The organism is Morganella sp. EGD-HP17, from assembly GCF_000512315.2.
Classification (GTDB): domain Bacteria; phylum Pseudomonadota; class Gammaproteobacteria; order Enterobacterales; family Enterobacteriaceae; genus Morganella; species Morganella morganii.
This window is the reverse complement of sequence record NZ_AZRH01000010.1, coordinates 123,249-148,075: the sequence shown is the minus strand read 5'-3', so window position 1 is coordinate 148,075 and position 24,827 is coordinate 123,249. Positions and strand designations below refer to the sequence as shown.

Annotated in this window: 21 protein-coding genes and 4 tRNA genes; 20 read left to right on the top strand and 5 right to left on the bottom strand. The window is 52.9% G+C overall.

What is annotated here, in order from left to right; translation table 11 throughout:
• Positions 1–70: 70 nt before the first annotated feature.
• The 18 genes from trxA to X965_RS12175 all read left to right on the top strand — a co-directional run bounded on the left by trxA (position 71) and on the right by X965_RS12175 (position 15,817).
• A complete protein-coding gene (gene trxA / locus X965_RS12260) occupies positions 71–397 on the top strand; it encodes a thioredoxin TrxA (RefSeq protein WP_004241312.1) in 327 nt (108 codons plus the stop codon).
• A 472-nt stretch (positions 398–869) separates the two neighbouring features.
• On the top strand, positions 870–2,129 hold the full coding sequence (gene rho / locus X965_RS12255; protein WP_004234397.1) for a transcription termination factor Rho: 1,260 nt from the start codon (positions 870–872) through the stop codon (positions 2,127–2,129).
• A 198-nt stretch (positions 2,130–2,327) separates the two neighbouring features.
• Entirely contained in the window at positions 2,328–3,404 is a 1,077-nt protein-coding gene (gene wecA, locus X965_RS12250; protein ID WP_004234399.1) for a UDP-N-acetylglucosamine--undecaprenyl-phosphate N-acetylglucosaminephosphotransferase, read from the top strand.
• A gap of 28 nt (positions 3,405–3,432) precedes the next feature.
• Positions 3,433–4,488 (top strand): ECA polysaccharide chain length modulation protein, encoded by a 1,056-nt coding sequence (gene wzzE, locus X965_RS12245; RefSeq protein WP_004234401.1) that lies wholly within the window; start codon positions 3,433–3,435, stop codon positions 4,486–4,488.
• Positions 4,489–4,596: 108 nt separating this feature from the next.
• On the top strand, positions 4,597–5,727 hold the full coding sequence (wecB, locus tag X965_RS12240; RefSeq protein WP_015422325.1) for a non-hydrolyzing UDP-N-acetylglucosamine 2-epimerase: 1,131 nt from the start codon (positions 4,597–4,599) through the stop codon (positions 5,725–5,727).
• On the top strand, positions 5,724–6,986 hold the full coding sequence (gene wecC / locus X965_RS12235) for a UDP-N-acetyl-D-mannosamine dehydrogenase (RefSeq protein WP_004241317.1): 1,263 nt from the start codon (positions 5,724–5,726) through the stop codon (positions 6,984–6,986). Before wecB ends, wecC begins: the two co-directional genes overlap by 4 nt.
• On the top strand, positions 6,977–8,056 hold the full coding sequence (gene rffG, locus X965_RS19340; protein WP_172794092.1) for a dTDP-glucose 4,6-dehydratase: 1,080 nt from the start codon (positions 6,977–6,979) through the stop codon (positions 8,054–8,056). Before wecC ends, rffG begins: the two co-directional genes overlap by 10 nt.
• Positions 8,057–8,065: 9 nt before the next feature.
• Positions 8,066–8,947, top strand: a complete 882-nt coding sequence (gene rfbA / locus X965_RS19335) for a glucose-1-phosphate thymidylyltransferase RfbA (protein ID WP_004234406.1) — start codon at positions 8,066–8,068, stop codon at positions 8,945–8,947.
• Positions 8,925–9,650, top strand: a complete 726-nt coding sequence (rffC, locus tag X965_RS12220) for a dTDP-4-amino-4,6-dideoxy-D-galactose acyltransferase (RefSeq protein ID WP_036418222.1) — start codon at positions 8,925–8,927, stop codon at positions 9,648–9,650. The genes rfbA and rffC overlap by 23 nt, the downstream gene beginning before the upstream one ends.
• The gene (rffA, locus tag X965_RS12215) at positions 9,637–10,767 is read left to right on the top strand and encodes a dTDP-4-amino-4,6-dideoxygalactose transaminase (protein WP_015422324.1); all 1,131 of its coding nucleotides are present in this window, start codon (positions 9,637–9,639) and stop codon (positions 10,765–10,767) included. The genes rffC and rffA overlap by 14 nt, the downstream gene beginning before the upstream one ends.
• Position 10,768: 1 nt before the next feature.
• Positions 10,769–12,022, top strand: a complete 1,254-nt coding sequence (wzxE, locus tag X965_RS12210) for a lipid III flippase WzxE (RefSeq protein WP_004234409.1) — start codon at positions 10,769–10,771, stop codon at positions 12,020–12,022.
• Positions 12,019–13,107, top strand: coding sequence for a TDP-N-acetylfucosamine:lipid II N-acetylfucosaminyltransferase (locus X965_RS12205; RefSeq protein ID WP_036418221.1), 1,089 nt, complete (start codon positions 12,019–12,021; stop codon positions 13,105–13,107). The genes wzxE and X965_RS12205 overlap by 4 nt, the downstream gene beginning before the upstream one ends.
• The gene (gene wzyE / locus X965_RS12200; protein WP_004234414.1) at positions 13,104–14,459 is read left to right on the top strand and encodes an ECA oligosaccharide polymerase; all 1,356 of its coding nucleotides are present in this window, start codon (positions 13,104–13,106) and stop codon (positions 14,457–14,459) included. Before X965_RS12205 ends, wzyE begins: the two co-directional genes overlap by 4 nt.
• A 9-nt stretch (positions 14,460–14,468) precedes the next feature.
• Positions 14,469–15,230 (top strand): lipopolysaccharide N-acetylmannosaminouronosyltransferase, encoded by a 762-nt coding sequence (gene wecG / locus X965_RS12195; protein WP_036418220.1) that lies wholly within the window; start codon positions 14,469–14,471, stop codon positions 15,228–15,230.
• Positions 15,231–15,376: 146 nt separating this feature from the next.
• Positions 15,377–15,453: transfer RNA gene (locus X965_RS12190), tRNA-Arg, on the top strand.
• Between the two features lie 66 nt (positions 15,454–15,519).
• Positions 15,520–15,595 (top strand) — tRNA-His (locus tag X965_RS12185).
• A 36-nt stretch (positions 15,596–15,631) separates the two neighbouring features.
• Positions 15,632–15,718 (top strand) — tRNA-Leu (locus tag X965_RS12180).
• A gap of 22 nt (positions 15,719–15,740) precedes the next feature.
• Positions 15,741–15,817 (top strand) — tRNA-Pro (locus X965_RS12175).
• 790 nt (positions 15,818–16,607) lie between these two features.
• Here X965_RS12175 and X965_RS12170 read toward each other — a convergent pair.
• The 4 genes from X965_RS12170 to hemC are packed head-to-tail and all read right to left on the bottom strand — an operon-like array spanning position 16,608 to position 20,889.
• Positions 16,608–17,816, bottom strand: a complete 1,209-nt coding sequence (locus tag X965_RS12170; protein WP_004234418.1) for a heme biosynthesis HemY N-terminal domain-containing protein — start codon at positions 17,814–17,816, stop codon at positions 16,608–16,610.
• Positions 17,817–17,819: 3 nt separating this feature from the next.
• Positions 17,820–19,193 carry a uroporphyrinogen-III C-methyltransferase gene (hemX, locus tag X965_RS12165; protein ID WP_036418219.1) on the bottom strand — a complete coding sequence of 458 codons (1,374 nt, stop codon included), beginning with the start codon at positions 19,191–19,193 and terminating at the stop codon, positions 17,820–17,822.
• 20 nt (positions 19,194–19,213) lie between these two features.
• Positions 19,214–19,951, bottom strand: coding sequence for a uroporphyrinogen-III synthase (hemD, locus tag X965_RS12160; RefSeq protein WP_036418218.1), 738 nt, complete (start codon positions 19,949–19,951; stop codon positions 19,214–19,216).
• Positions 19,948–20,889 (bottom strand): hydroxymethylbilane synthase, encoded by a 942-nt coding sequence (gene hemC / locus X965_RS12155; RefSeq protein ID WP_036418238.1) that lies wholly within the window; start codon positions 20,887–20,889, stop codon positions 19,948–19,950. Before hemC ends, hemD begins: the two co-directional genes overlap by 4 nt.
• Positions 20,890–21,562: 673 nt before the next feature.
• Here hemC and X965_RS12150 point away from each other — a divergent pair.
• Complete coding sequence (locus tag X965_RS12150) at positions 21,563–24,163, top strand: class I adenylate cyclase (protein ID WP_004234427.1); 2,601 nt, start codon at positions 21,563–21,565, stop codon at positions 24,161–24,163.
• 38 nt (positions 24,164–24,201) lie between these two features.
• Here the strand turns inward: X965_RS12150 and cyaY are convergent, their stop codons facing one another.
• Entirely contained in the window at positions 24,202–24,519 is a 318-nt protein-coding gene (gene cyaY, locus X965_RS12145) for an iron donor protein CyaY (RefSeq protein WP_004234430.1), read from the bottom strand.
• 79 nt (positions 24,520–24,598) lie between these two features.
• On the opposite strand from cyaY, the gene X965_RS12140 reads away from it, so the two are divergent.
• Entirely contained in the window at positions 24,599–24,790 is a 192-nt protein-coding gene (locus X965_RS12140; RefSeq protein ID WP_004234431.1) for a lipoprotein, read from the top strand.
• Positions 24,791–24,827 lie beyond the last annotated feature (37 nt).

Below are 24,827 nucleotides of genomic sequence, written 5' to 3'. Positions count from 1 at the left end.
GAAATAGGTAAATCCTATCATTAAATAATGGTAGACTAACCGGGTATCGTACAAATTTTGGAGTGGAACAATGAGCGATAAAATTATTCACCTGACTGATTCCGTTTTCGAACAAAGCGTATTAAAAGCAAACGGCCCTGTGCTCGTTGATTTTTGGGCAGCCTGGTGTGGCCCGTGTAAAATGATTGCCCCTATTCTAGACGAAATCGCCGACGAATATGCAGGGAAAATCACTATCGCAAAACTGAACATCGATGATAACCCGCAGACAGCGCCGCAATACGGCATCCGCGGTATCCCGACATTACTGCTGTTCAAAGACGGCGTGGTGAAGGCAACGCAGGTTGGTGCGGTATCCAAAACCCAGCTGAAAACCTTTATCGATAACAATATCTGATAGCCGGTTTCAGCATATGTCGTTAAGATGTCCTGCGGGAACGTGAATTAATCCTTGTTCACCCGCTGGACGTCTTCTCTGAAGCATGATAAGTTAGCGCCAGCTGATCAGGTATCGCTGAAGCTCCTCAGACAGCATAGCATACTGACAACTCTGTAGTGTCTGAAAGTCTGTTATCTCCGGATACATCAAGGTATCCGATATCCCGGTCCCGGTGTCCGGTTATCCCTCGGAGATAAATCTAATTTGCGGGAATGTCACCCAATTTGTTCTCCCAAATAGGATGTGCATCACATCTTGCCCTGTGCCGGGTGTTCACAGTCAGCCTTGCAGACGATTACCTGGAAATGCAAAAATATTCGTATTAACAGTGAAAATCGGTTTTGTAAAAAATTAACCTGGTAACGATAACGTTACCGTATTATTCACGTTCATAATTCGAGATACACCCCGAGTCAAAGAACCCACCATTATGAATCTTACCGAATTAAAGAATACGCCGGTATCAGAGCTGATTACTCTTGGCGAAAATATGGGGCTGGAAAACCTGGCCCGCATGAGAAAACAGGACATCATCTTCTCTATCCTCAAGCAGCACGCGAAGAGCGGCGAGGATATTTTCGGTGACGGTGTGCTGGAAATATTGCAGGACGGCTTTGGTTTCCTCCGCTCTGCTGACAGTTCATACCTCGCAGGTCCTGATGATATCTACGTTTCTCCCAGCCAAATCCGCCGTTTTAACCTCCGTACCGGTGATACCATTTCAGGTAAAATCCGTCCGCCGAAAGAAGGTGAGCGCTATTTTGCCCTGCTGAAAGTTAACGAAGTTAACTTTGACAAACCTGAAAACGCCCGCAGTAAAATCCTGTTTGAAAACTTAACTCCACTGCACGCAAACCGTCGTCTGCGTATGGAGCGCGGTAATGGTTCAACAGAAGATTTAACCGCCCGTGTTCTTGATCTGGCTGCTCCTATCGGCCGTGGTCAGCGTGGTCTGATTGTGGCACCGCCGAAAGCCGGTAAAACCATGCTGCTGCAGAATATCGCGGCCAATATCGCACATAACTACCCTGACTGTGTGCTGATGGTTCTGCTGATTGACGAACGTCCGGAAGAAGTGACCGAGATGCAGCGTCTGGTCAAAGGTGAAGTTATCGCATCCACCTTTGATGAACCAGCTGCGCGTCACGTTCAGGTCGCGGAAATGGTTATCGAGAAAGCCAAACGCCTGGTTGAGCATAAAAAAGATGTCATCATCCTGCTCGACTCCATTACCCGTCTGGCCCGTGCCTATAACACCGTGGTTCCGTCCTCCGGTAAAGTACTGACCGGTGGTGTGGATGCTAACGCCCTGCATCGTCCTAAGCGTTTCTTCGGTGCTGCGCGTAACGTGGAAGAGGGCGGAAGCCTGACTATCATCGCAACGGCGCTGGTTGATACCGGGTCGAAGATGGATGAAGTTATCTACGAAGAGTTTAAAGGTACAGGTAACATGGAATTACACTTGTCCCGTAAGATTGCAGAAAAACGTGTCTTCCCGGCGATTGATTACAACCGTTCCGGTACACGTAAAGAAGAGCTGCTGACCACTCAGGACGAACTGCAGAAAATGTGGATCCTGCGCAAAATTATCCATCCGATGGGTGAGATTGATGCGATGGAGTTCCTGATTAACAAACTCGCGATGACGAAGACCAACGAAGAGTTCTTCGACTTCATGAAACGCTCGTAGCTTTTTGACGACACTTTATAACTAACGCCGCATGCATTGTGGCGTTTTTTTTTACCGATTATGTCAGAAACCCCTGTGCGGCAGGGCATGGTATGTTTCTTGCATATATTATTTTGCCCGGTAATGGCAGGTTCTGCACGGTGATATCGGCCGGCAGGGATAATAAAAATATCAGAAAGGGTTGTTGTGAATCTCACTATGTTAACTGAACTCCTAATCATATTTGTGTTCGCCACAGCGACGGTCTTTGTTGCCCGTAAGGCTGGCGTCGCTGTCGGTTTGGTGGATAAACCCAATTACCGCAAAAAGCATCAGGGACTGGTCCCGCTGGTCGGCGGAATATCTATTTTTATCAGTGTCTGCTTTGCTTTCCTCATCAGTGATGAGTTTATTGCGCATAAATTTATTTATCTCGGGTGCGCCGGTGCACTGGTGCTGGTCGGGGCGCTCGATGACCGGTTTGACCTCAGTGTGAAACTGCGGGCCGGTGTTCAGGCAGTGGTTGCTATCATTATGATGGTGTTTGCCAACCTGAAAATCGACAGCCTGGGGCATGCATTCGGGCCGTGGGAACTGACACTCGGGCCGTTCAGCTATGTGCTGACACTGTTTGCGGTATGGGGCGCGGTGAATGCGTTCAATATGGTGGATGGTATCGACGGGCTGCTCGGCGGGCTTTCCTGTGTCTCTTTCGGCGCATTGGGGATCCTGTTTGCCCTGAGCGGTAACAGTGGCCTGGCATTCTGGTGCTTTACCTTTATCGCTGCCATTCTGCCGTATATTTGCTTTAACCTCGGGCTGTTCGGCCGCCGCTTTAAAGTGTTTATGGGGGATGCGGGCAGTACGCTGATCGGATTCACCATTATCTGGCTGCTGACATCGGCCTCACAGGGCGGAGAGCCGCATGCAATTAATGCAGTGACCGCACTGTGGATTATCGCCATTCCGCTGATGGACATGGTAGCGATTATGTACCGCCGTCTGCGCAAAGGGATGAGCCCGTTTTCACCGGATCGCCAGCATATTCATCATCTGATTATGCGTTCCGGGTTTACGTCCCGTGAATCCTTTGTGGTGATAACCCTTGCTGCGGCAGTATTAGCGGCCATTGGTATTGCCGGACAGGTCCTCAGCTTTGTCCCTGAGTGGGTGATGCTGGCACTGTTCTTGCTTGCTTTCATTATGTACGGCTACTGCATAAAACGCGCCTGGAAAGTTGCCCGTTTTATCAAACGCCACAGACGCCGCGTGCGTCGCAAATCGGTCACACACTAAATTTTTAACCACAGAGGCACATGTTGATATGCGTTCAGAAAATACTCCGGACCCGCAACAAACGCAGTATGACCAGGAATTAGATATCCGCGCGTTATTTATGTCGTTATGGCGCGGAAAATTATGGATAGCCGGGATGGCGGTTGTGTTTGCGCTGGTTGCATTGGGTGCCAGTTATTTTATGCAGCAGAAGTGGAATTCCACGGCGATCACTGATTATCCGACCGTTAATAATTTAGGCGGATATTATTCCCAGCAGCAATTTATGCGTAATCTGGACACGCATCTGAATGCCGCTCAGGAATCTTCAGCACTGCTGCCGATCCCGAATGAGGCCTACCAGGAATTTATTACCCAGGCGGCATCTTATGATACCCGCCGTGATTTCTGGTTACAGACGGATTACTACAAGTCCCGCATGGAAAATGATGCCAAAGCAGATGCGGCACTGCTGGACGAAATGATCAATAACATCACGCTGACCCCGCGTGATGATACGAAGAAACTGGTGAATGACACGCTGACGCTGACAGCGGAATCTGCAGCGGACTCCGCGAAACTGCTGAGTCAGTATGTGGATTTTGCCAACGCGCGTGCGGCTCAGAATCTTAACGATGAGCTGAAAGGGGCGTGGGCAACGCGGTCACAGTCACTGAAAGCACTGGTCAAACGCCAGAAGATGGTGGCGGAATCACTGTATCAGCGTGAAACCGGACAGCTGAAAAATGCTATCGCGGCTGCACAGAAACAGGGGATCAGCCGCAGCCGGACAGATGTGCCTGCGGAAGAACTGCCGTCCTCCCAGCTGTTCCTGTTAGGTACGCCGATGTTACAGGCGCGTCTGGAGACACTGGAAGCCGCCGGACCGGAGTTTGACAAAGATTACGAGCAGAACATTGCCATGCTGTCGACGCTGAATGTCGGTCCCGCGCTGGAAGATAACTTCCGTGCCTACCGCTATCTGCGGACACCGGATGAGCCGGTAAAACGCGACAGCCCGCGCCGTGCCTTCATGATGATTATGTGGGGCTTTATCGGTGCTCTGACCGGTGCCGGTGTGGCGCTGGTCCGCCGCCGTCCGTAACGGTTGCGGCAGAATAACCGGCCGGGGCGTTGTTCCCGGCCTGTTTTAAGGCGGGTAACCGCCACCGGCCGGAAAGCCGGATATCATATAAAATAAAAGAGACTCTCAGTGAAAGTATTGACTGTATTTGGTACCCGCCCGGAAGCTATCAAAATGGCTCCGCTGGTACATGCGCTGGCAGCGGATCAGGCTTTTGAGGCAAAAGTCTGTGTGACCGCGCAGCATCGTGAAATGCTGGATCAGGTATTACACCTTTTTGAGATCACACCGGATTATGATCTCAATATTATGCGCCCGGGACAGGATTTAACTGATATTACCTGTCGTATTCTTGAGGGTTTGAAGCCGGTTCTGGCCGACTTTAAACCGGATGTCGTTCTGGTTCACGGCGATACCGCAACCACCATGGCAACGAGCCTGGCGGCGTTCTACCAGCGTATCCCTGTCGGTCATGTGGAAGCCGGTCTGCGCACCGGAAACCTGTACTCACCGTGGCCGGAAGAAGCCAACCGCAAAATTGCCGGACACCTGGCGATGTACCATTTTGCGCCGACACAAAATTCACGCGAAAACCTGCTGCGTGAAGGTATCCGCGACAATCATATTTTCGTCACCGGCAATACGGTGATTGATGCGCTGCTCGCAGTCCGTGACCGCATCATGCAGGACAAAGCCCTGCTGGCGCAGCTGGATGCACAGTATCCGTTTATCGACAGCAGCAAAAAAATGATTCTGGTCACCGGGCACCGTCGTGAGAGTTTCGGCGGCGGGTTTGAGCGGATTTGTCACGCGCTGGCGGAGATTGCCACGACCCATCCGGAAGTCCAGATTGTCTACCCGGTTCACCTCAATCCGAATGTCAGTGAGCCGGTAAAACGGATCCTGCATGATATCAGCAATATTGTGCTGATCAGTCCGCAGGATTACCTTCCTTTTGTCTACCTTATGAACCATGCTTATATGATCCTGACCGACTCAGGCGGCATTCAGGAAGAAGCACCGTCATTAGGTAAACCGGTTCTGGTGATGCGTGATACCACCGAACGTCCGGAGGCGATTGACGCCGGGACTGTTCGTCTGGTCGGCACTGAAACCGGCACTATCGTTCGTGAAGTAACGCGATTGCTGACCAATCCGGCGGCTTATCATGAGATGAGCCGTTCACATAACCCTTACGGGGACGGAAAAGCGTGCCAGCGTATTCTTGAAGCATTGAAAAACAATCAGGTGACATTATGAGTTTTGAAACTATTTCTGTTGTCGGTCTGGGTTATATCGGTTTACCAACAGCGGCAGCTTTTGCCTCCCGTCAGAAGAAAGTGGTTGGTGTGGATGTGAACCAGCATGCGGTTGATACCATTAACCGTGGTGAAATTCATATTGTGGAGCCGGACCTGGGCGCGGTTGTGAAAACAGCTGTGGAAGGCGGTTTCCTGAAAGCCTTCACCAAACCTCAGCCTGCTGATGCGTTCCTGATTGCCGTACCGACACCGTTTAAAGGTGATCATGAGCCGGACCTGGCCTTTGTGCAGTCTGCGGCGGAATCTATTGCCCCGGTACTGAAAAAAGGTGACCTGATTATTCTCGAATCCACCTCGCCGGTCGGTGCGACTGAGCAGATGGCTGAGTGGCTGGCAGCGGCACGTCCTGATCTGACTTTCCCGCAGCAGGCGGGTGAAGAATCGGATATCGATATCGCCTACTGCCCTGAGCGTGTGCTGCCGGGCCAGGTGATGGTCGAACTGATTAAAAACGACCGTGTGGTTGGCGGGATGACACCAAAATCCTCAAAACGCGCCAGTGAACTCTATTATATCTTCCTGGAAGGTGAGTGTGTCATCACTAATGCACGTACGGCTGAGATGTGCAAACTGACCGAAAACAGCTTCCGCGATGTGAACATTGCGTTTGCGAATGAATTATCACTGATTTGTGCTGACCAGGGCATTAATGTCTGGGAACTGATCAGCCTGGCAAACCGCCATCCGCGTGTGAATATCCTGCAGCCGGGTCCGGGTGTCGGCGGCCACTGTATCGCAGTTGACCCGTGGTTCATCGTGGCGCAGAACCCGAAACAGGCCCGTCTGATCCACACTGCGCGTCTGGTTAACGACGGCAAACCATTGTGGGTTATTGATCAGGTAAAACAAGCAGTTGCTGATTGCCTGACTGAAACCGGCAAACGTGCCAATGAAGTGACGATTGCCTGCTTTGGCCTGGCATTCAAACCAAATATCGACGATCTGCGTGAAAGCCCGGCGGTTCAGGTCACCAAAATGGTGGCAGAGTGGCATGCAGGGAAAACTCTGGCGGTTGAGCCGAATGTTCATGAACTGCCGGGCAAACTGAAAGGTCTGACAGAGCTGGTCTCCATCGAAAAAGCGATTACTGACGCGGATATTATTCTGCTGCTGGTCGATCACACGCCGTTCAGAGGCATTCCGGGCAGCCAGATCCCGCAGAAATGGATCATCGATACCAAAGGAGTATGGCGTTGAAACGTATTTTAGTGACAGGCGGAGCCGGTTTTATCGGCTCTGCGGTTGTTCGTCATATTATCCGTGATACTGCTGACAGTGTGGTGGTGGTGGATAAACTGACCTACGCCGGTAACCTCGAATCACTGGCACCGGTGGCGGCTGACCCGCGCTATGCCTTTGAACAGGTAGATATCTGTGACCGCGCGGCGCTTGACCGCGTGTTCGCTCAGTATCAGCCGGATGCAGTGATGCATCTGGCGGCGGAAAGTCATGTTGATCGCTCCATCGACGGCCCGGCGGCGTTTATCGAAACCAACATTGTGGGCACTTACACACTGCTGGAAGCTGCGCGCCATTACTGGACGGCACTGGATGCGGAGAAAAAATCCGCATTCCGTTTCCACCATATTTCCACCGACGAAGTTTACGGTGACCTCGAAGGGCCTGACGGCTTTTTCACAGAAACCACACCGTATGCACCGAGCAGCCCGTACTCTGCCTCCAAAGCCTCCAGTGACCATCTGGTACGCGCCTGGCAGCGGACTTACGGCTTCCCGTCTGTGATCACCAATTGCTCAAATAACTACGGGCCGTACCACTTCCCGGAAAAACTGATCCCGCTGGTGATTCTCAATGCGATTTCCGGCAAACCACTGCCGGTTTACGGTAAAGGTGAGCAGATCCGCGACTGGCTGTTTGTCGATGACCATGCCCGCGCCCTGTATACCGTGGTGACACAGGCAAATATCGGTGAAACCTACAATATCGGCGGCCATAACGAGCGCAAAAATATTCAGGTGGTGGAAACTATCTGTGAGCTGCTCGAAGAGCTGCATCCGCAGAAGCCGGCCGGTGTCGCGCAATACCGTGACCTTATCACCTATGTGACAGACCGCCCGGGCCATGATCTGCGTTATGCGATTGATGCGGACAAAATTGAGCGCGACCTGGGCTGGCGCCCGCAGGAAACGTTTGAGTCCGGTATCCGCAAAACTGTGGAATGGTATCTGAATAATGAAACCTGGTGGCGCCGGGTGCAGGACGGCTCGTATGCCGGACAGCGTCTGGGACTGGGTCAGGATAAGTAAGAGGCTGGTATGAAAGGAATTATTCTGGCGGGCGGCTCCGGAACCCGGTTGCACCCGATCACCCGCGGGGTGTCAAAACAGCTGCTGCCGATTTACGACAAGCCGATGATCTACTATCCGCTGTCCGTGCTGATGCTGGCCGGGATCCGCGAAGTCCTGATCATCTCAACACCGGAAGATCTGCCGTCATTCCGCCGTCTGCTGGGGAATGGTGATCAGTTCGGCATCTCTCTGAGCTATGCGGAACAGCCGTCGCCGGACGGCCTGGCACAGGCCTTTATCATCGGTGAGGAATTTATCGGTGATGACAGCTGCAGCCTGGTGCTGGGCGATAATATTTTCTTCGGCCATGCATTCAGCCCGAAACTGAAAAGTGTCGCAGCCCGGACGCAGGGCGCGACTGTTTTCGGCTACCAGGTGATGGACCCGGAACGTTTCGGGGTGGTGGAATTTGATGATGAATTCCGCGCGCTGTCGATTGAGGAAAAACCGGTTCATCCGAAATCCAACTGGGCGGTTACCGGGTTGTATTTCTATGATAATCAGGTGGTTGATATCGCGAAGCAGGTGAAACCGTCTGAGCGCGGCGAACTGGAAATCACCAGTATCAACCAGATGTATCTGGAGCGCGGCGAACTGAATGTTGAGCTGCTCGGCCGTGGTTTTGCCTGGCTGGACACCGGTACTCACGACAGTCTGATTGAAGCCAGCACCTTTGTACAGACGGTTGAAAAACGTCAGGGCTTTAAAATTGCCTGTCTGGAAGAGATTGCCTGGCGCAACGGCTGGCTGAATGACGAACAGGTGGCAGAATCCGCCCGTCAGCTGGCGAAGACCGGTTATGGTCAGTATCTGAAGAATTTACTCCATGTCCGTCCGCGCCAGTATTGAGCATCTCGCCTGGGAAAGTGACTTTTTTGCCCTGAAAACGGCAAAACTGGCATTTTCCCCGGACGCAGCACCACTGTCTGCGGCAGATTTCGCGCCGTATGAGCTGGTGCAGGCCAAAATCAGTGCCGGGGATAACGCGGCACTGGACGGTTTATCGGCACTCGGCTTTTCCCTCGCAGAAAGTGAGGTGGATTTTGCATTGTCACTCAGGAGTGGCACAGAAAATGCAATGTCTGACAGTACACTCTGTTATGCGGATGAAACGGATATCCCGGTGATAAAACAGGCGGCGGCACAGGTTTTCAGCCAGAGCCGTTTCCGTGCGCCGTGGTACCGGCCGGATGACAGTGCCCGCTTTTATGCGGTGTGGGCGGAAAAAGCGGTACGCGGGACATTCGATAAAGATTGTCTGCTCATCCGCAATAAAAACAATGAGATTGCCGGGTTTGTCACTCTCCGTCAGACAGATGAACACAGCGCCCGTATCGGGCTGCTGGCGGTACTGCCGGGCAATCAGGGTCAGGGTATCGGCCTGAAATTAATGTCGGCGGCGCAACAGTGGTGTGCAGAACATCACTGCCGGGTATTACGGGTGGCTACACAGCTCAGTAATATTGCGGCAATGCGCCTTTATACAAAAAGCGGTGGTGCGGTTGACAGCACTGCCTACTGGTTATACCGAGGATGCAATGATTCCATTTAATAAACCACCTGTAGTCGGCACTGAAGTTGAATATATGCAGCAGGCCATGAAAAGCGGCAAGCTGTGCGGTGACGGTTCGTTCACCAAAAAATGCGAAGAGTGGATGGAAAAACGGTTCGGCAGCGCCAAAGTCCTGCTGACCCCGTCCTGTACAGCCTCACTGGAAATGGCGGCAATTCTGCTGGATATCCAGCCGGGTGATGAAGTTATCATGCCGAGCTATACCTTCGTCTCCACCTCCAACGCCTTTGTGTTGCGTGGTGCAAAAGTGGTATTTGTTGATATCCGTCCGGACACCATGAACATCGATGAAACCAAGATCGAAGCGGCTATCACGGATAAAACCAAAGCGATTGTACCGGTGCATTATGCAGGCGTGGCCTGTGAAATGGACATCATCATGGCGCTGGCGAAGAAATATAACCTCTTTGTGGTGGAAGATGCCGCGCAGGGCGTGATGTCAACCTACAAAGGCCGCGCGCTGGGCTCTATCGGCCATATCGGTTGCTACAGCTTCCACGAAACCAAAAACTACTCCTCCGGCGGAGAGGGTGGTGCCACTCTGATTAACGATCCGGCGATGATTGGCCGTGCGGAAATCATCCGTGAGAAAGGCACCAACCGCAGCGAATTCTTCCGCGGACAGGTGGATAAATACACCTGGCGTGATATCGGCTCCAGCTATCTGATGTCTGACTTACAGGCCGCATACCTGTGGGCACAACTGGAAGAAGCGGAAAAAATCAACGAGCGCCGTCTGGCATTCTGGCAGATTTACTATGATGCCCTGACCCCGCTGGCACAGGATGGCCTGCTGACACTGCCGGTTGTTCCGGAAAATCTGGAGCAGAACGCGCACATGTTCTACATCAAACTGAAAGATGTGGCAGAGCGCACCGCATTCAGCGAGTACATGAAAGCCAATGACGTGCTGACCGTATTCCACTATGTGCCGCTGCACAGCTGCCCGGCGGGTATGGAGTTCGGCCGCTTCCACGGTGAGGATATCTTTACCACCCGTGAAAGCGAGCGTCTGGTGCGTCTGCCGATGTTCTACAACATGACAGAAGAAGAGCAGCAGCGCGTGATCCACCTGATTAAGGGCTTCTTCGCGTAGTATGTCCCTCGCTAAAGCCTCTGTCTGGACCGCCGGCTCCACCCTGATCAAAATCGGGGCGGGGCTGCTGGTCATTAAATTAATGGCTCTGACATTCGGCCCGGCCGGTATCGGCCAGGCACTGAACTTCCGCCAGCTGATTACGGTGCTGGGGGTATTGTCAGGTGCCGGTATTTTTAACGGCGTGACCAAATATATCGCCGAGCACCGTGATGATGCGGAAAAACGCCGGGCGGTATTAGGTACGTCCTCAACTCTGATTCTGGTGTTTTCGACACTGCTGGCGATTGTGTTTCTGCTGTTCAGCAGACCAATCAGCATGGCGCTGTTTGACGGCAATGATGCCTATCAGGATGTTGTTGCGGCGGTGGCCTTTATCCAGATGGGTATTGCTTACGCCAACTATTTTCTCGCGATTATCAAAGGATACCGGGATGCGGCCGGCAATGCGCTGGCGCTGATCGCGGGCAGTCTGATCGGTGTCACGGCGTATTATCTCTGCCAGCGCTGGTGGGGCTATGACGGTGCACTGGCCGGGCTGGCACTGGTGCCGGCGCTGATTATTATTCCGGCTTTTGCCATGCTGCTGCGCCGCCGCCATTTCCCGCTTTCTGAGCTGAAACCGGCCTGGGATCGGGCGATTGCATCCCATCTGGGGAAATTCACCCTGATGGCGCTGATGACGGCGGTCACACTGCCGGTGGCGTATATCATGATGCGGAACCTGCTGGCCTCCCGCTACAGCTGGGATGAGGTAGGGATATGGGGTGGCGTGACCAGTATTTCGGACGCTTACCTCCAGTTTATTACCGCGTCGTTTTCTGTCTATCTGCTGCCGACATTATCGCGGTTACAGGCAAAAAGTGATATCCGCCGTGAGATCATCAAATCACTGAAATTTGTGTTACCGGCGGTGGCTGCGGCCAGTTTTATGGTCTGGCTGCTGCGTGATTTTGCTATCTGGCTGCTGTTCACGGATAAATTTACCGGTATGCGCGACCTGTTTGCCTGGCAGCTGGTCGGTGATGTCCTGAAAGTGGGTGCTTACGTTTTCGGTTATCTGGTGATTGCCAAGGCCGCACTGCGGTTTTATATCCTCACGGAAGTGACCCAGTTTGCTTTACTGACGCTGTCCGCGTACTGGCTGATTCCGGCACACGGTGCCGTCGGCGCGGCACAGGCCTATATGCTGACATATATTATCTACTTCCTTTTGTGTTGTAGCGTATTTCTGATCTATTGCAGGCGAGCATGACAACTTTAATTCACGTTTTAGGATCTGATATCCCGCATCATAACCAGACCGTGCTGCGCTTCTTCAATGATGTGCTGGCACCGCAGCTGCCGCGTGAGGAAATGCCTGAATTTATGGTTGTTTCCACTGCCGGGCAGCTTCTGGCGCAATATCCCAACCTGGAACTGGATGTCTGGCCGGATAAAAAAAGCCTGGCGAATGCCGTCACAGCGAAAGCAAAACGTGACCGGCAGTGCCGCTTTTTCTTCCATGGTCAGTTTAATGCCCTGATCTGGCTGGCATTATTATCAGGAAAAATTAAACGTCATCAGTTTTACTGGCATATCTGGGGCGCGGATTTGTATGAGGATTCCCGTCAGCTGAAATTCAGACTGTTTTATCATCTGCGCCGGCTGGCGCAGAAGCGGGTCGGTCATGTATTCGGCACGCGCGGCGATTTAAACTATTTTGCTCAGTTTTGCCCGAAGATCCCGGCTGACCTGCTCTATTTCCCGACGCGGATGGATCCCTCTCTGACGGTTTTAACGCCGCCTGAGCCGCGTGGTGACGATAATATGATGATCCTGCTGGGTAACTCGGGTGACCGTTCAAACCGCCATAAAGAGGCGCTGACGCGCATTCATGAGCAATTCGGGAAGAAGGTGAAAATCATTATCCCGATGGGCTATCCGGAAAACAACGGGGACTATATTGCGGAAGTGGATGCTTTCGCGCAGCAGCTGTTCCCTCAGCAGCAGGCGGAGATCCTGAAAGACAAGATGGATTTTGATATCTATCTGAATCTGCTGAAACAATGTGACCTCGGCTACTTTATTTTTAACCGCCAGCAGGGGATCGGCACACTGTGTCTGCTGATCCAGTTCGGTATTCCGTTTGTGATAAGCCGTCAGAACCCGTTCTGGCAGGATATGACCGAGCAGCAGGTGCCGGTTCTGTTTTACGGTGATGACGTGACGCCGGACGTGGTGGCACAGGCGAGGGAACAGCTGTTCGCCCTCGACCGTGAAAAAATTGCCTTCTTCAGCCCGAACTTTGTGCAGGGCTGGGAGCAGGCACTGGCCGCTGCGCAGGAGACACAGGCATGAGTCAGTTTGATTTCATCGGGCTGTTTGCCGTCTGGTTTATCTCGCTGGCCTTTATTCTGCTGCTGACCTACCGTGAATTCCGCCGGGTCCGCTTCAGTTTTAATATCTTTTTCTCCATGCTCTATCTGCTGACCTTCTTTTTCGGCTTCCCGTTTACCTTTGCGCTGGTGTTCCAGTTTGATGTGCAGGTGGTGCCGCCGTCCGCGCTGTTGCAGGCGCTGCTGGCGTCAGTCAGTTTCTATGCTATTTATTATGTGGCGTATAAAACCCGGCTGCGCAGACCTGACGCGGTTTACAGCGGTACGCCGCTGTTTTCCATGAACAAAACAGAAACCCGGCTCACCTGGCTGCTGCTGGCGGCGATTGCCGTCGCGACTGCCGGTATTTTCTTTATGGAAAACGGGCTGCTGCTGTTTAAACTGAAAACCTACAGTCAGATTTTCTCGAGCCAGGTCACCGGCGTGGCGTTAAAGCGCTTTTTCTACTTCTTTATCCCGGCGATGCTGGTGGTGTTCTTCCTGAAACCCACATTCCAGCGCTGGATTTTCTTCCTGATCACCACGGTGGCGTTCGGGATTATGACCTATGTGATTGTCGGCGGTACCCGCGCCAACATCATTATCGCGTTTGCGCTGTTCCTGTTTATCGGCATTGTGCGCGGCTGGATTTCGCTGTGGATGCTGGTCAGCGCCGGGGTCTTCGGCGTGGTGGGGATGTTCTGGCTGGCACTCAAACGCTACAGCCTGGATGTCAGCGGGGCAGAGGCGTTTTACACGTTCCTCTATCTGACCCGCGATACCTTCTCGCCGTGGGAAAACCTCGGCCTGCTGCTGAATAATTACGACAAAATTGAGTTCCAGGGGCTGGCGCCGATTATCCGTGACTTCTATGTATTTATCCCGTCCTGGCTGTGGCCGGACCGGCCGGATACCGTACTGAATGCGGCAAACTATTTTACCTGGGAAGTGCTGAACAACCATTCCGGGCTGGCGATATCCCCGACCCTGATCGGCTCGCTGGTGGTGATGGGCGGCTTCTGGTTTATTCCGCTCGGTGCGGTGGTGGTCGGGCTGATAATCAAATGGTTCGACTGGCTGTATGAGCTGGGCAAACGGGAGACAAACCGTTACAAAGCGGCCATTCTGCATGCATTTTGTTTCGGCGCGATATTTAACATGATTGTGCTGGCCCGCGAAGGAATGGACTCATTCGTTTCCCGCGTGGTGTTTTTCTGTCTTATTTTCGGCTTTTGTCTGGTGGTGGCGAAATTACTGTACTGGCTGTTCGAAACGGCCGGACTTATCCGCCATTATGTGATTTCAAAGGGCAAACGCACCCGTCTTTCATCGTAAGGAATTAGCATGGAACCGTTATCTTCTGATGCCGGCAGCGCGGAAACTATCCCGCAGTATTCTATCCGTAACCACCCGATTCAGGGTTTCCGGAATCAGGCACATTTTCTGGATTATCTGTTTAAGGACGGACAGATCAGAACCGGTACACTGGTGGCCATTAATGCTGAAAAAGTCATGACCGCCGAACAGGATGAGGCGCTGCACACACTGCTGAGCAACGCGGAATATCTGTATGCGGACGGGATCAGCATTGTTCGTGCTATCCGCCGCAAATACCCGCAGGCGGATGTCTCGCGGATTGCCGGGGCGGATTTGTGGGAAGGGCTGATGGAACGCGCCGGGCAGGAAAACACGCCGGTGTTTCTGGTCGGCGGCAAGCCGGAAGTGCTGGCGGAAACCGAAGCCAAACTGAAAGCACAGTGGAATATCAATCTGGCGGGCACGCAGGACGGTTATTTCACCGCAGAACAGCGCGATGCCCTGTTTGAGCGCATCCGCGACAGCGGCGCAAAAATTGTGACAGTGGCAATGGGCTCGCCGAAACAGGAAATCTTTATGCGCGACTGCCGTAAAATCCACCCGGATGCCCTGTATATGGGCGTGGGCGGTACTTACGACGTCTTTACCGGTCATGTGAAGCGTGCGCCGAAGGTGTGGCAGAACATGGGACTGGAGTGGCTCTACCGCCTGTTATCACAACCGACCCGCTTCTGCCGTCAGTTAAAACTGCTGAAATTTCTGGGTTATTACTACGGTAATAAATTATAACTGCCCCTGTCCGGGCGGCTTTTTGCGGGAAAATGCTCTCTTTATCAGCAAAGCGGGCAAAGACTGAGCAAACAATACATTTGTGAAAAAAAGCACTGGACAGACGGATGAGAAATCCGTACTATCCTCTCCCGCAACGGCGCAAAGCGCCCGTAGCTCAGCTGGATAGAGCGCTGCCCTCCGGAGGCAGAGGTCTCAGGTTCGAATCCTGTCGGGCGCGCCATTATGCGTGTAAGAGTTACGGTATAGTATTTCGTTGTTGTAAGTAGTAAAATGTTGCGATGTTATGGTGGCTATAGCTCAGTTGGTAGAGCCCTGGATTGTGATTCCAGTCGTCGTGGGTTCGAGTCCCATTAGCCACCCCATTTAATAACATGTAACATGACTGTAGTGATGAACCTGCGAGGGTGGCGGAATTGGTAGACGCGCTAGCTTCAGGTGTTAGTGTTCTTACGGACGTGGGGGTTCAAGTCCCCCCCTTCGCACCATCATCATGAAAAGTCAGCCTTTCGGCGAGTAGCGCAGCTTGGTAGCGCAACTGGTTTGGGACCAGTGGGTCGTAGGTTCGAATCCTATCTCGCCGACCATATTCAGAGAAAACCCCGCTTACAGCGGGGTTTTTTCGTTTCTGCGGTTTCTGTTTTTTCCTGTCCTGCTTTTCTTCCGGCTGTCGTTCCGCAGCTGATTTTTGTTTCTTTTGTGCTGATGCTAATGTGGTGTTCAGGCAGACAAAAGCACACGCGTTTTCCGTAAAACCGCCGCTATTGGTGGTATCTGACAATTTCGATATAAATCATTATGTTATGATTATTGTATAGATCCGGCGACAACGGGCATAATGCATGTCGCCAAAATGAGACATTTAATCTATTGATATATAACGATTTAAATAATGCTGTCAGAAAACGTCGCAAAACAGAGACACTGCGGACAGATTTGCATCAGTGATTGATAAGCAGAAGGCAGGATAAAAAAAATAAACCCACGGGAACCGTGGGAGATCGAGAAGGCGTAAAAGTTGGCACGTCTTGTGCATTACATCAGGGTGTAGATGCTCATCTCATTTCTTATGTTTGCGTAAGCTTCATAAACCCGGAGATGACGCAGAGCTAAATTCGGTGCCTATTGTCCGGGTTATCGATGTAAAAGATCCCGAAATCTTTACATCACCAACAGGACGTAACGTTGAGTGAGGCACCATCCGTCTGTAGACCTGATTGTATTTTATACACCTATCGTTTCGCGATAGGTGTTTTTTTATGTCTCATTCTTGCCATCAATAATGTATTCCGTCAATCCCTTTTAATGATGTTCCGGCATAAAAAAAGCCAATCCGGCAGGATTGGCTCTGTGTGATAAAAAAGAATCCGCCTGTGCTTATTCGCGGGGCGTTTTTTCATCCGGTAACGTCAGGGTATTGAGCAGGGCATTACGGCGGATCATGGCAGATTCCTCATACTTTTTCTGCTTATCCAGCACATCGGCCAGCCAGGCGGCATCATGCGTGTCCTGACGGGCGCTCAGGGCAGATTTAAAGTATTTCTCCGCATCTTCCCAGCGTGTTTCCTGCATGGCTAACTGCCCGAGGGTACTGTTGAGCAGCGGCTGATCCGCATCTTCCTTCTGCATCTGGTTCAGCACCTTGCGGATGGCTTTCGGATTGTCTGTCCGGATCTGCGGCAGCAGCATCAGCAGGCGCTGATCTTTCTGACGCTTCAGTCCGTCGAGCACCACCGCTTCTGCATCCGCCATATCATCACCGGCGATAAAGTGCTGCGCGGCCGCCACGGCCATCTCCGGATTGTGGCGCAGATGGCGGCTGAGATTTTTCCACCAGTGACGCAGGGCATCGCTGCCGTCCTGATCCGCAACCTGCTGCATCATACCGAGCCAGGCACGGATTTCAGTCTGTTCGACCTGCTCATCCGTAAATTCGCCGGATTTTTTCATCTGCGGCAGAATGGCGATCAGGGATTTCCAGGCACCGGAGCGCGCATACACCTGTTCCGCCAGGCGAAGTACTTCCGGATGGCGCGGTGCGACTTCCAGCAGATTGTCGATAGCGGTTCTTGCCGCCGGAATTTCATCGCGGCTCAGCAGAATACGGGCGCGGGTGATATCCACCGGTAGCTGATGGCGCCCGGCCAGCTCGGAAGCCCGCTCCAGATACTGATTGGCGCGGAGATTATCGCTGCGCTGCTGTGCTGCTTCCGCTGCCAGCAGATAGTTGACCAGCGGTTGCTCGGCATTATCTGCACTGCGGCTCAGTAATTTTTCCACCTGACGGAAATCCCCTTCCGCCAGTTTGAGCAGCGCATCGTTGGTCAGCGCACGGGCGCGGTTGCGTTTATGACCGCCAAACCAGCCGAGGGTGCGGGAGCTGCCGCTTTTCAGACGACGCCAGCACCAGCCCAGCAGCATCAGAACCGCCTGAAGTACCAGGAAGATGATGATCAGGCCGGTGACACTGGTTTCAATATCAAAATTATTGGTCTGGATCAGGACATAACCCTGATGTCCGGCCATCAGCGGGCCGACAATAATCCCGGCAATCAGGATAAGAAACAGAATAAAGACTTTAAACATCTGTTATCCCTCCTGTTGCGGTGCGGCTTCCGGCTGTGCCGGTGCAGCAGCAGGTGTTTCCTGCGGTGCCTCAGCCGGTGCCGGCGGCGGGGTTTCATCGTTGAGCAGGCGGCGGATGCGGGTCTGTACCAGTTTATCCAGCAGCGGCTGGCTGGTCAGGCTGTCCGGCGCACTCATTGAGATCGGCTGGGCGGCCAGCGCATCCACTTCGGCCAGGAAGGCGGCGTTGGTCGGATCGCTGTCAGAGAAATAGGCACGGACCCAGGTGGAGACCGCATCCAGTGACTGTTTGTAGCTCTCTTCCTGGTGACGCGGCACCGCCTGAGCAGCGATCAGCAACTGGGCGCGGATATTCTCACGGACATAAATGTCCTGATTCGGTGCCAGCAGCGGAGCAGAGGTGTTGTCACGGCGGCGGATAGTGATGAAATCACTCATAAACCCTTTCCAGCTTTTGGTCAGGTTAGTGCGCCAGTCCGCAACGGAGGAGGTCAGCCCTTCACTGTCACTGCTGTCCATCGGCGCGCCGTCACGGCTGCCGTCATCCAGACGCAGATTATCCACCTGACCGGCAAGCTGGTTCAGGCGCAGGATCGTGCCGTCAAAATCGATCTGACTGACGGCGGAGAGTGCCGTAATGTCATTACGCAGCGCGGTGCGCACATCCAGCAGACCCGGATCATTCATTTCGGCGAGGCTGGCATCGGCATTTTTCAGCAGTACCATCGCGGTGACCACATCCTGGTCATTCCACAGTTTGCGCTCTGCCATTTTGACCAGGAAATCCGCCTGGGCCAGCAGCCAGCTTTTCACATCGGTACTGGACAGCGCGGTGACACGGCTGCGCAGTAAATCCAGCTCGTGTTTCAGAGCCTCTTCCTGCTGCTGATGCTGTGTGCTGAGCGCAGACTGCTGCGCGATAAATTCCTGCATCTGTTTTTGTGTCTGCTGTTGTTCCTGCTGCAGCTGCGCCATCTGAGATTTCAGTTGTGCATTTTCCGCTTCCAGGTTTTTCGACAGGGTCTGAGTACCGGCCTGTGAGGCATACCAGACACCGCCGCCGATCAGCAGGATAACGGCCAGAGCGATAGCACCGCGCAGAAAGCCGGAGGGCTGTTCTTCCTCAGCGGCAGGCGGGGTTTTCCGTGGCTGCGGCGCTTCCGGTGCCGGTTTCGGCGCGGTATCAGCCGGTTTGCTGTCAGCCGCCGGTGTTTCCGCCGGTTTTTTATCAGACGCCGCTTTGTCAGTGACGTTTTTTGCGGTCGCTTTTTTCCCGGCAGTTGTGTCTTTTTTCTCTGCCTGCGGATCAGTACTGATTACGGCATCCTGTGTCTCAGGTACATCAGCCGATCCGGGTTTTTTTTCGTGTTCCGTCATTCGTGGCGTCCCATGTCTGTTCATTGAAGAGCCTGAAGTAAGGCTTCATTATCTGCACCGGCGGCGACATCAATATTCTGCCAGCCCAGTGATTGTGCGATAGCTGCCAGTCTGTCACTGACAACAATAATCCGGCATTGCAGCAGCCAGCCGAGGTGCGCGGCCGGTATCAGCTGCCGCAGCAGGTGCAGCATTTCGCCGCTGGTCACGACCAGCGTCTGAACCTGTTGCTGCTGCCACAACAGGGCGCATTCCCCGCCGTCGTAATTTACGGGTTCGCGGCGGTAACATTCACAGTAATCCACCACTGCGCCCCGTTCGCGCAATGTCTGTGCCAGATGCTCTCTGCCGCCGTTACCGCGCAGCAGAAGTGCGCGGCGGCCGGTCATATCCTGTAAGTCCGGCAGGGTCAGCAGATGTTCGCTGGTTTCCCCGCCGGGCATAAAGGCGGCGGGTAATCCGGTCAGTTGTTCAAAGCAGTTAGCGGTTGACTGACCAATCCCATAATAGCAAAGCTTATCAGACCACAGGTAATTCTGTTGAATAAGCTGTTCATTTGCGTGATAAACCGCATTCTTTGACAGCAGAAAAAGGGCATCTCCGGGAGAAAGTGCCTCTGTTTTGGCAATCAGCAGCGGCAGCTCATGTCCCGGGGAAATACGGATGAGCGGGGCAGAAAGGGCATCCTGCCCGCGTGAGCGCAGGGCGCTGACCAGGGCTTCACCGGCCGGTGAGGGACGGGTGACCAGGATGGTCATGCAGGCGTGTGCCCCTGATAGACTTCCGTCAGGATAGCCCGTGCGCCGTTATCCAGCAGTTCCTCTGCGAGAGAAACCCCGGCAGCAGCGGCATCCTGCGGGTCGCACAGGCGTTCACCGCGGACAATTTCACTGCCGTCCGGTGCGCCGACCAGCGCGCGCAGCCAGATTTTATCCCCCTGCCAGATAGCATAACTGCCGATAGGCACCTGACATCCCCCTTCCAGCCGGGTATTCATGGCGCGTTCAGCGCGGACACAGATATCGGTCTGCGCGTGATTCAGGGCGCTGAGTAAAGAGCGGGTGCGTTCATCATCCAGTCGGCACTCAATCCCGACCGCACCCTGACCGACAGCGGGAAGGGACTCTTCCGGCGGCAGCGCACAGCGGATGCGTTCATCCAGTTTCAGGCGCTTCAGCCCGGCAACCGCCAGGATAATCGCGTCATAGTCGCCGTTATCCAGTTTGCCCAGCCGGGTGCCGACATTACCGCGCAGGTCACGGATCACCAGATCAGGGCGGCGTTCGCGCAGCTGGCACTGACGGCGCAGACTGGAGGTGCCGACGATACTGCCGGGCGGCAGGGCATCCACACTGTCATAATGGTTGGAAACAAAAGCATCGCGCGGGTCTTCCCGCTCACAGATAGTGACTAATCCCAGTCCGTCCGGGAAATCGACCGGGACATCCTTCATGGAGTGCACGGCGATATCCGCCCGGGTTTCCAGTAATGCCAGTTCCAGTTCTTTGACGAACAGCCCTTTGCCGCCGACTTTCGCCAGCGGTGTGTCGAGAATAATGTCACCTTTGGTGACCATCGGGACGAGCTCGACGTGCAGCTCGGGGTGGCGCAGTTCCAGTTCCTGTCTGACAAATTCGGCCTGCCACAGTGCAAGCGGGCTTTGACGGGTGGCAATACGCAGAGATTGAGTGGTCATGATAATTATCAGGGATCCTTGTCTTTTTATCCGGTGTTTTTTTATGTGAAACATAGCCGGAAAAATAAGAAAAACTGCCTTTGTTTTATCATTTTGCTGATAATTTTTCCAGTTACGTGACGAGACCTGCCCGGCAGATAACAACGAAAAAAGACGATCAGTGAATAAATAGTCTCAGGCGGGTGGCAGGAGTCTGTCAGTAAATAATTAAAACATATTTTAAATAATAAAAATATTTTGCAATTATAAAATTGTATTAATTAAATCGATTCAATTTAAATAACTATTTCATAGCATTATTAAAATAAATAAAAACGCCCTGAGTGAGTAAGCAGTATTACTTTTTCGGTTAAAAAGTGTACAAAAACAGAAACACACCGGTTTTCCCGAATATTTCCTTAGATTTTTTGTGTGTATCCCGGTGATTTTCAACGAAAATATATATTTTACAATTAGTTATCCGGCTAATAACAACTTTGAGTAATCGTGCCTTTTTTAGTGCGAAGCTTTACCCTTTGGCCCGAAGGTGTTAGATTGATCACGTTTCCGGCAATTTAACTTTGGTTCGATTCTTATCATTTTTCAGTATTACCTTATCAGTCTGTATTCATACACGTATAAAGCCGGGCATCAGGTCGTTTCCAGTTACATGAAATAACATCAGGCGAATCCTTTGTATCTTTATATTGAAACACTCAAGCAGCGTTTGGATGCAATAAATCAGCTCAGATCTGAGCGCGCGACCATCGGGATGAGTCGTGCGTTTAAAGACGTGTACAGTCTGCTGCCGGTACTGCTGCATCATCACCATCCGGATATGCCGGGCTATGTGCCGGGTAATGTGCCGCACGGTGTCTGTTTCTGGGCGTCCGATGATTACCAGTCACACTGGCTGGCGGAGTTTTCCCGTCAGCACGGAGAGTGTCTGCCGTGCAATGCCGGCGGCGAACTGCCGATTACCGGTATCTATTCCATGGGCAGCACCTCGTCTGTCGGCCAGAGCCACTCTTCTGATCTCGATATCTGGGTCTGTCATCAGTCCTGGCTTGATCACGATGAAAAACAGAACCTGCGCCGCAAATGCACACTGATTGAAGAGTGGGCAGCCGCAAAAGGTATCGATGTCACTTTCTTCCTGATCGATGAAAACCGTTTCCGCCACAATGCCAGCGGCAGCCTCAACGGTGAGGACTGCGGCTCGACCCAGCATATTTTACTGCTCGATGAATTTTACCGGACCGCCGTGCGGATGGCCGGTAAGCGTCTGCTGTGGACCATGGTTCCGGCAGAAGAAGAACATCACTATGATGAATATGTTCTCTCCCTTTATGCGCAGGGTGTATTAACCCCGAACGAGTGGCTGGATCTGGGCGGTCTGGGCGAATTGTCTGCGGAAGAGTACTTCGGTGCCAGTCTGTGGCAGCTCTATAAGAGTGTGGATTCCCCGTATAAAGCCGTGATCAAAAGTTTACTGCTGGAAGCTTACTCGTGGGATTACCCGAACGGGCAGCTTCTGGCAACTGAGTTTAAAAAGCATCTGCATGCCGGTGAGATTGTTCACCACGGCCTGGATGCTTACGCGATGATGCTCGACCGCGTCACCCGTTATCTGAAAGCTATCAATGATGAAACCCGCCTTGATCTGATCCGCCGCTGTTTCTACCTGAAAGTGTGTGAGAAGCCACCTGCGGATGTCAGTGAACGTGCATCATGCGGTTGCTGCGGCTGGCGCTGCCAAGTACTGTCTGAGATGGTGAAAGGCTGGGGCTGGTCCCCGGAACGGCTGGCGGTGCTGGATCGCCGTAATGCCTGGAAAATTGAGCAGGTGCGGGATGCGCACAATGAGCTGCTCGACACCATGATGCAGAGCTACCGCAACCTTATCCGCTTTGCGCGCCGCAATAATCTGAGTGTCAGTGCCAGCCCGCAGGATATCGGGGTGCTGACACGGAAACTGTATGCCGCTTTCGAGGCGCTGCCGGGGAAAGTCACCCTGGTCAATCCGCAGATTTCGCCGGACTTGTCAGAAGAGAATCTGACCTTTATTTATGTCCCGCCGGGCCGCGCCAACCGCAGCGGCTGGTATCTGTATAATCAGGCGCCGACAATCCATACCATCATCGGCCATCAGCCGCTGGAATATAACCGCTATCTGAATAAGCTGGTCTCCTGGACTTACTTCAACGGCCTGCTGACTGACAGAACCCGCGTCTATATTCATAACGGTGAGTCACACTGCGACGAGCAGAAACTGCACGAACTGGTGCATGATGTATCGCAGAATTTCCCTATCCGCCTGCCTGCCCCGACACCGCGTGCGCTGTACAGCCCGTGTGAAATCCGCCATCTGGCGATTATTGTCAATCTGGAGCAGGATCCGACCGCAGATTTCGCCGAGCAGGTCGTGCATTTTGATATGAGCAAGCTGGATGTGTTCAGCTTCGGTCAGGAGCAGAAATGCCTGGTCGGCAGTATTGATCTGCTGTACCGCAACTCCTGGAATGAAGTGCGCACACTGCATTTCAGCGGTGAACAGTCGGTGCTGGAAGCCCTGAAAACCATTCTCGGCAAGATGCACCAGGATGCCGCACCGCCGTCCGGCGTGGAAGTATTCTGCTACAGCCGCCATCTGCGCGGGCTGATCAGCACCCGCATCCGCCAGCTGGTTTCCGAATGTATTGAACTGCGCCTGACCACCAACCGTCAGGATCCGGGCCGCTTTAAGGCACTGCGTCTGGCCGGTCAGACCTGGGGGCTGTTCTTTGAGCGCCTTAACGTCTCGGTGCAGAAACTGGAAAATGCTGTGGAATTCTACGGTGCGATTTCCAACAACAAACTGCGCGGGTTTCCGGTGAAAATCAGCACGGAAACCGGTCATCTGCCGGATGTGGTGGACGGCTATGCCAGTGAGGGGATTATTCAGTTCTTCTTTGAAAACCGTGATGATAACGGCTTCAATATTTATGTGCTGGATGAATCAAACCGGGTGGAAATCTATTCCGGCTGTGAAGGCAGCAAAGAAGACCTGATCCGGGATGTCAGCCGGTTCTATTCCTCTTCTCATGACCGCTTCACTTACGGTTCCAGTTTTATTAATTTCAATCTGCCGCAGTTTTATCAGATCCTGAAAACGGACGGTAAAACACAGGTTACGCCGTTCCACAGCACGATGTTCTCTCAGCCTGTTGCGGAAGAGCCGCGTGATACCGCGTATCCGGATTTTCATGCTGATGTCCGGCCGTTACAGTATCAGGCCGCCGGGCAGCGCGGCTGATATGCGACGGCACAGAACCTGTGCCGTCAGTCTGACTCTCAGAAGCTGAACGGTTCGCCGCTCTGCTCGTTGATGGCCTGTGCCAGCATGGCAAACAGCTCGCCGCCGCTGCGGTCACAAATCCATTTATCTGATTTCAGATCAAAATGATAGCCGCCGTTACGTGCCGCCAGCCAGATCTGATGAAATGCTTCCTGCTTGTTGATGATAATTTTTGAGCCGTTTTCAAAGCTCAGGGTCATCACACCGCCGTTGGTTTCGCAGTCAATATCCGCATCACCGTCGTAATCATCTAATTTTGCTTCAATATCCTGCAACAGCGCATCCGCTGTCCGGTGAAATTCTGTATCGTTCATCGTCATTTCCTATTTGCTTTTCGACATCTAACTGCGATTATAGAGGGTATTGACCGATGATTAACAGGCATGACTGTAAATGAAGAAAAAAATGATCTGTGCGGTATCCGCCGTGATGCTGCTGACCCTGTCCGGCTGCGGACTGAAAGGCCCGCTTTACTTCCCGCCGGAAGAGCCTGCCGCCGCGAAAAGCGCGCCTGCAGCCAAGCCTGCGGCAGAGCAGTCTGCTGTGCAGACTGACAACGCTGAGACCGGCAAAACGCAAAAATGACCACCGGATAACCCCGGTTACTGAGGCGTAAACAGGA

Bases quoted from the DNA above. Each gene is read 5' to 3' on its own strand.
- trxA (WP_004241312.1), top strand. From the start codon at position 71: ATGAGCGATAAAATTATTCACCTGACTGATTCCGTTTTCGAACAAAGC.
- rho (WP_004234397.1), top strand. From the start codon at position 870: ATGAATCTTACCGAATTAAAGAATACGCCGGTATCAGAGCTGATTACT.
- wecA (WP_004234399.1), top strand. From the start codon at position 2,328: ATGTTAACTGAACTCCTAATCATATTTGTGTTCGCCACAGCGACGGTC.
- wzzE (WP_004234401.1), top strand. From the start codon at position 3,433: ATGCGTTCAGAAAATACTCCGGACCCGCAACAAACGCAGTATGACCAG.
- wecC (WP_004241317.1), top strand. From the start codon at position 5,724: ATGAGTTTTGAAACTATTTCTGTTGTCGGTCTGGGTTATATCGGTTTA.
- rffG (WP_172794092.1), top strand. From the start codon at position 6,977: ATGGCGTTGAAACGTATTTTAGTGACAGGCGGAGCCGGTTTTATCGGC.
- rfbA (WP_004234406.1), top strand. From the start codon at position 8,066: ATGAAAGGAATTATTCTGGCGGGCGGCTCCGGAACCCGGTTGCACCCG.
- rffC (WP_036418222.1), top strand. From the start codon at position 8,925: ATGTCCGTCCGCGCCAGTATTGAGCATCTCGCCTGGGAAAGTGACTTT.
- rffA (WP_015422324.1), top strand. From the start codon at position 9,637: ATGATTCCATTTAATAAACCACCTGTAGTCGGCACTGAAGTTGAATAT.
- wzxE (WP_004234409.1), top strand. From the start codon at position 10,769: ATGTCCCTCGCTAAAGCCTCTGTCTGGACCGCCGGCTCCACCCTGATC.
- X965_RS12205 (WP_036418221.1), top strand. From the start codon at position 12,019: ATGACAACTTTAATTCACGTTTTAGGATCTGATATCCCGCATCATAAC.
- wzyE (WP_004234414.1), top strand. From the start codon at position 13,104: ATGAGTCAGTTTGATTTCATCGGGCTGTTTGCCGTCTGGTTTATCTCG.
- wecG (WP_036418220.1), top strand. From the start codon at position 14,469: ATGGAACCGTTATCTTCTGATGCCGGCAGCGCGGAAACTATCCCGCAG.
- X965_RS12170 (WP_004234418.1), bottom strand. From the start codon at position 17,816: ATGTTTAAAGTCTTTATTCTGTTTCTTATCCTGATTGCCGGGATTATT.
- hemX (WP_036418219.1), bottom strand. From the start codon at position 19,193: ATGACGGAACACGAAAAAAAACCCGGATCGGCTGATGTACCTGAGACA.
- hemD (WP_036418218.1), bottom strand. From the start codon at position 19,951: ATGACCATCCTGGTCACCCGTCCCTCACCGGCCGGTGAAGCCCTGGTC.
- hemC (WP_036418238.1), bottom strand. From the start codon at position 20,889: ATGACCACTCAATCTCTGCGTATTGCCACCCGTCAAAGCCCGCTTGCA.
- cyaY (WP_004234430.1), bottom strand. From the start codon at position 24,519: ATGAACGATACAGAATTTCACCGGACAGCGGATGCGCTGTTGCAGGAT.
- X965_RS12140 (WP_004234431.1), top strand. From the start codon at position 24,599: ATGAAGAAAAAAATGATCTGTGCGGTATCCGCCGTGATGCTGCTGACC.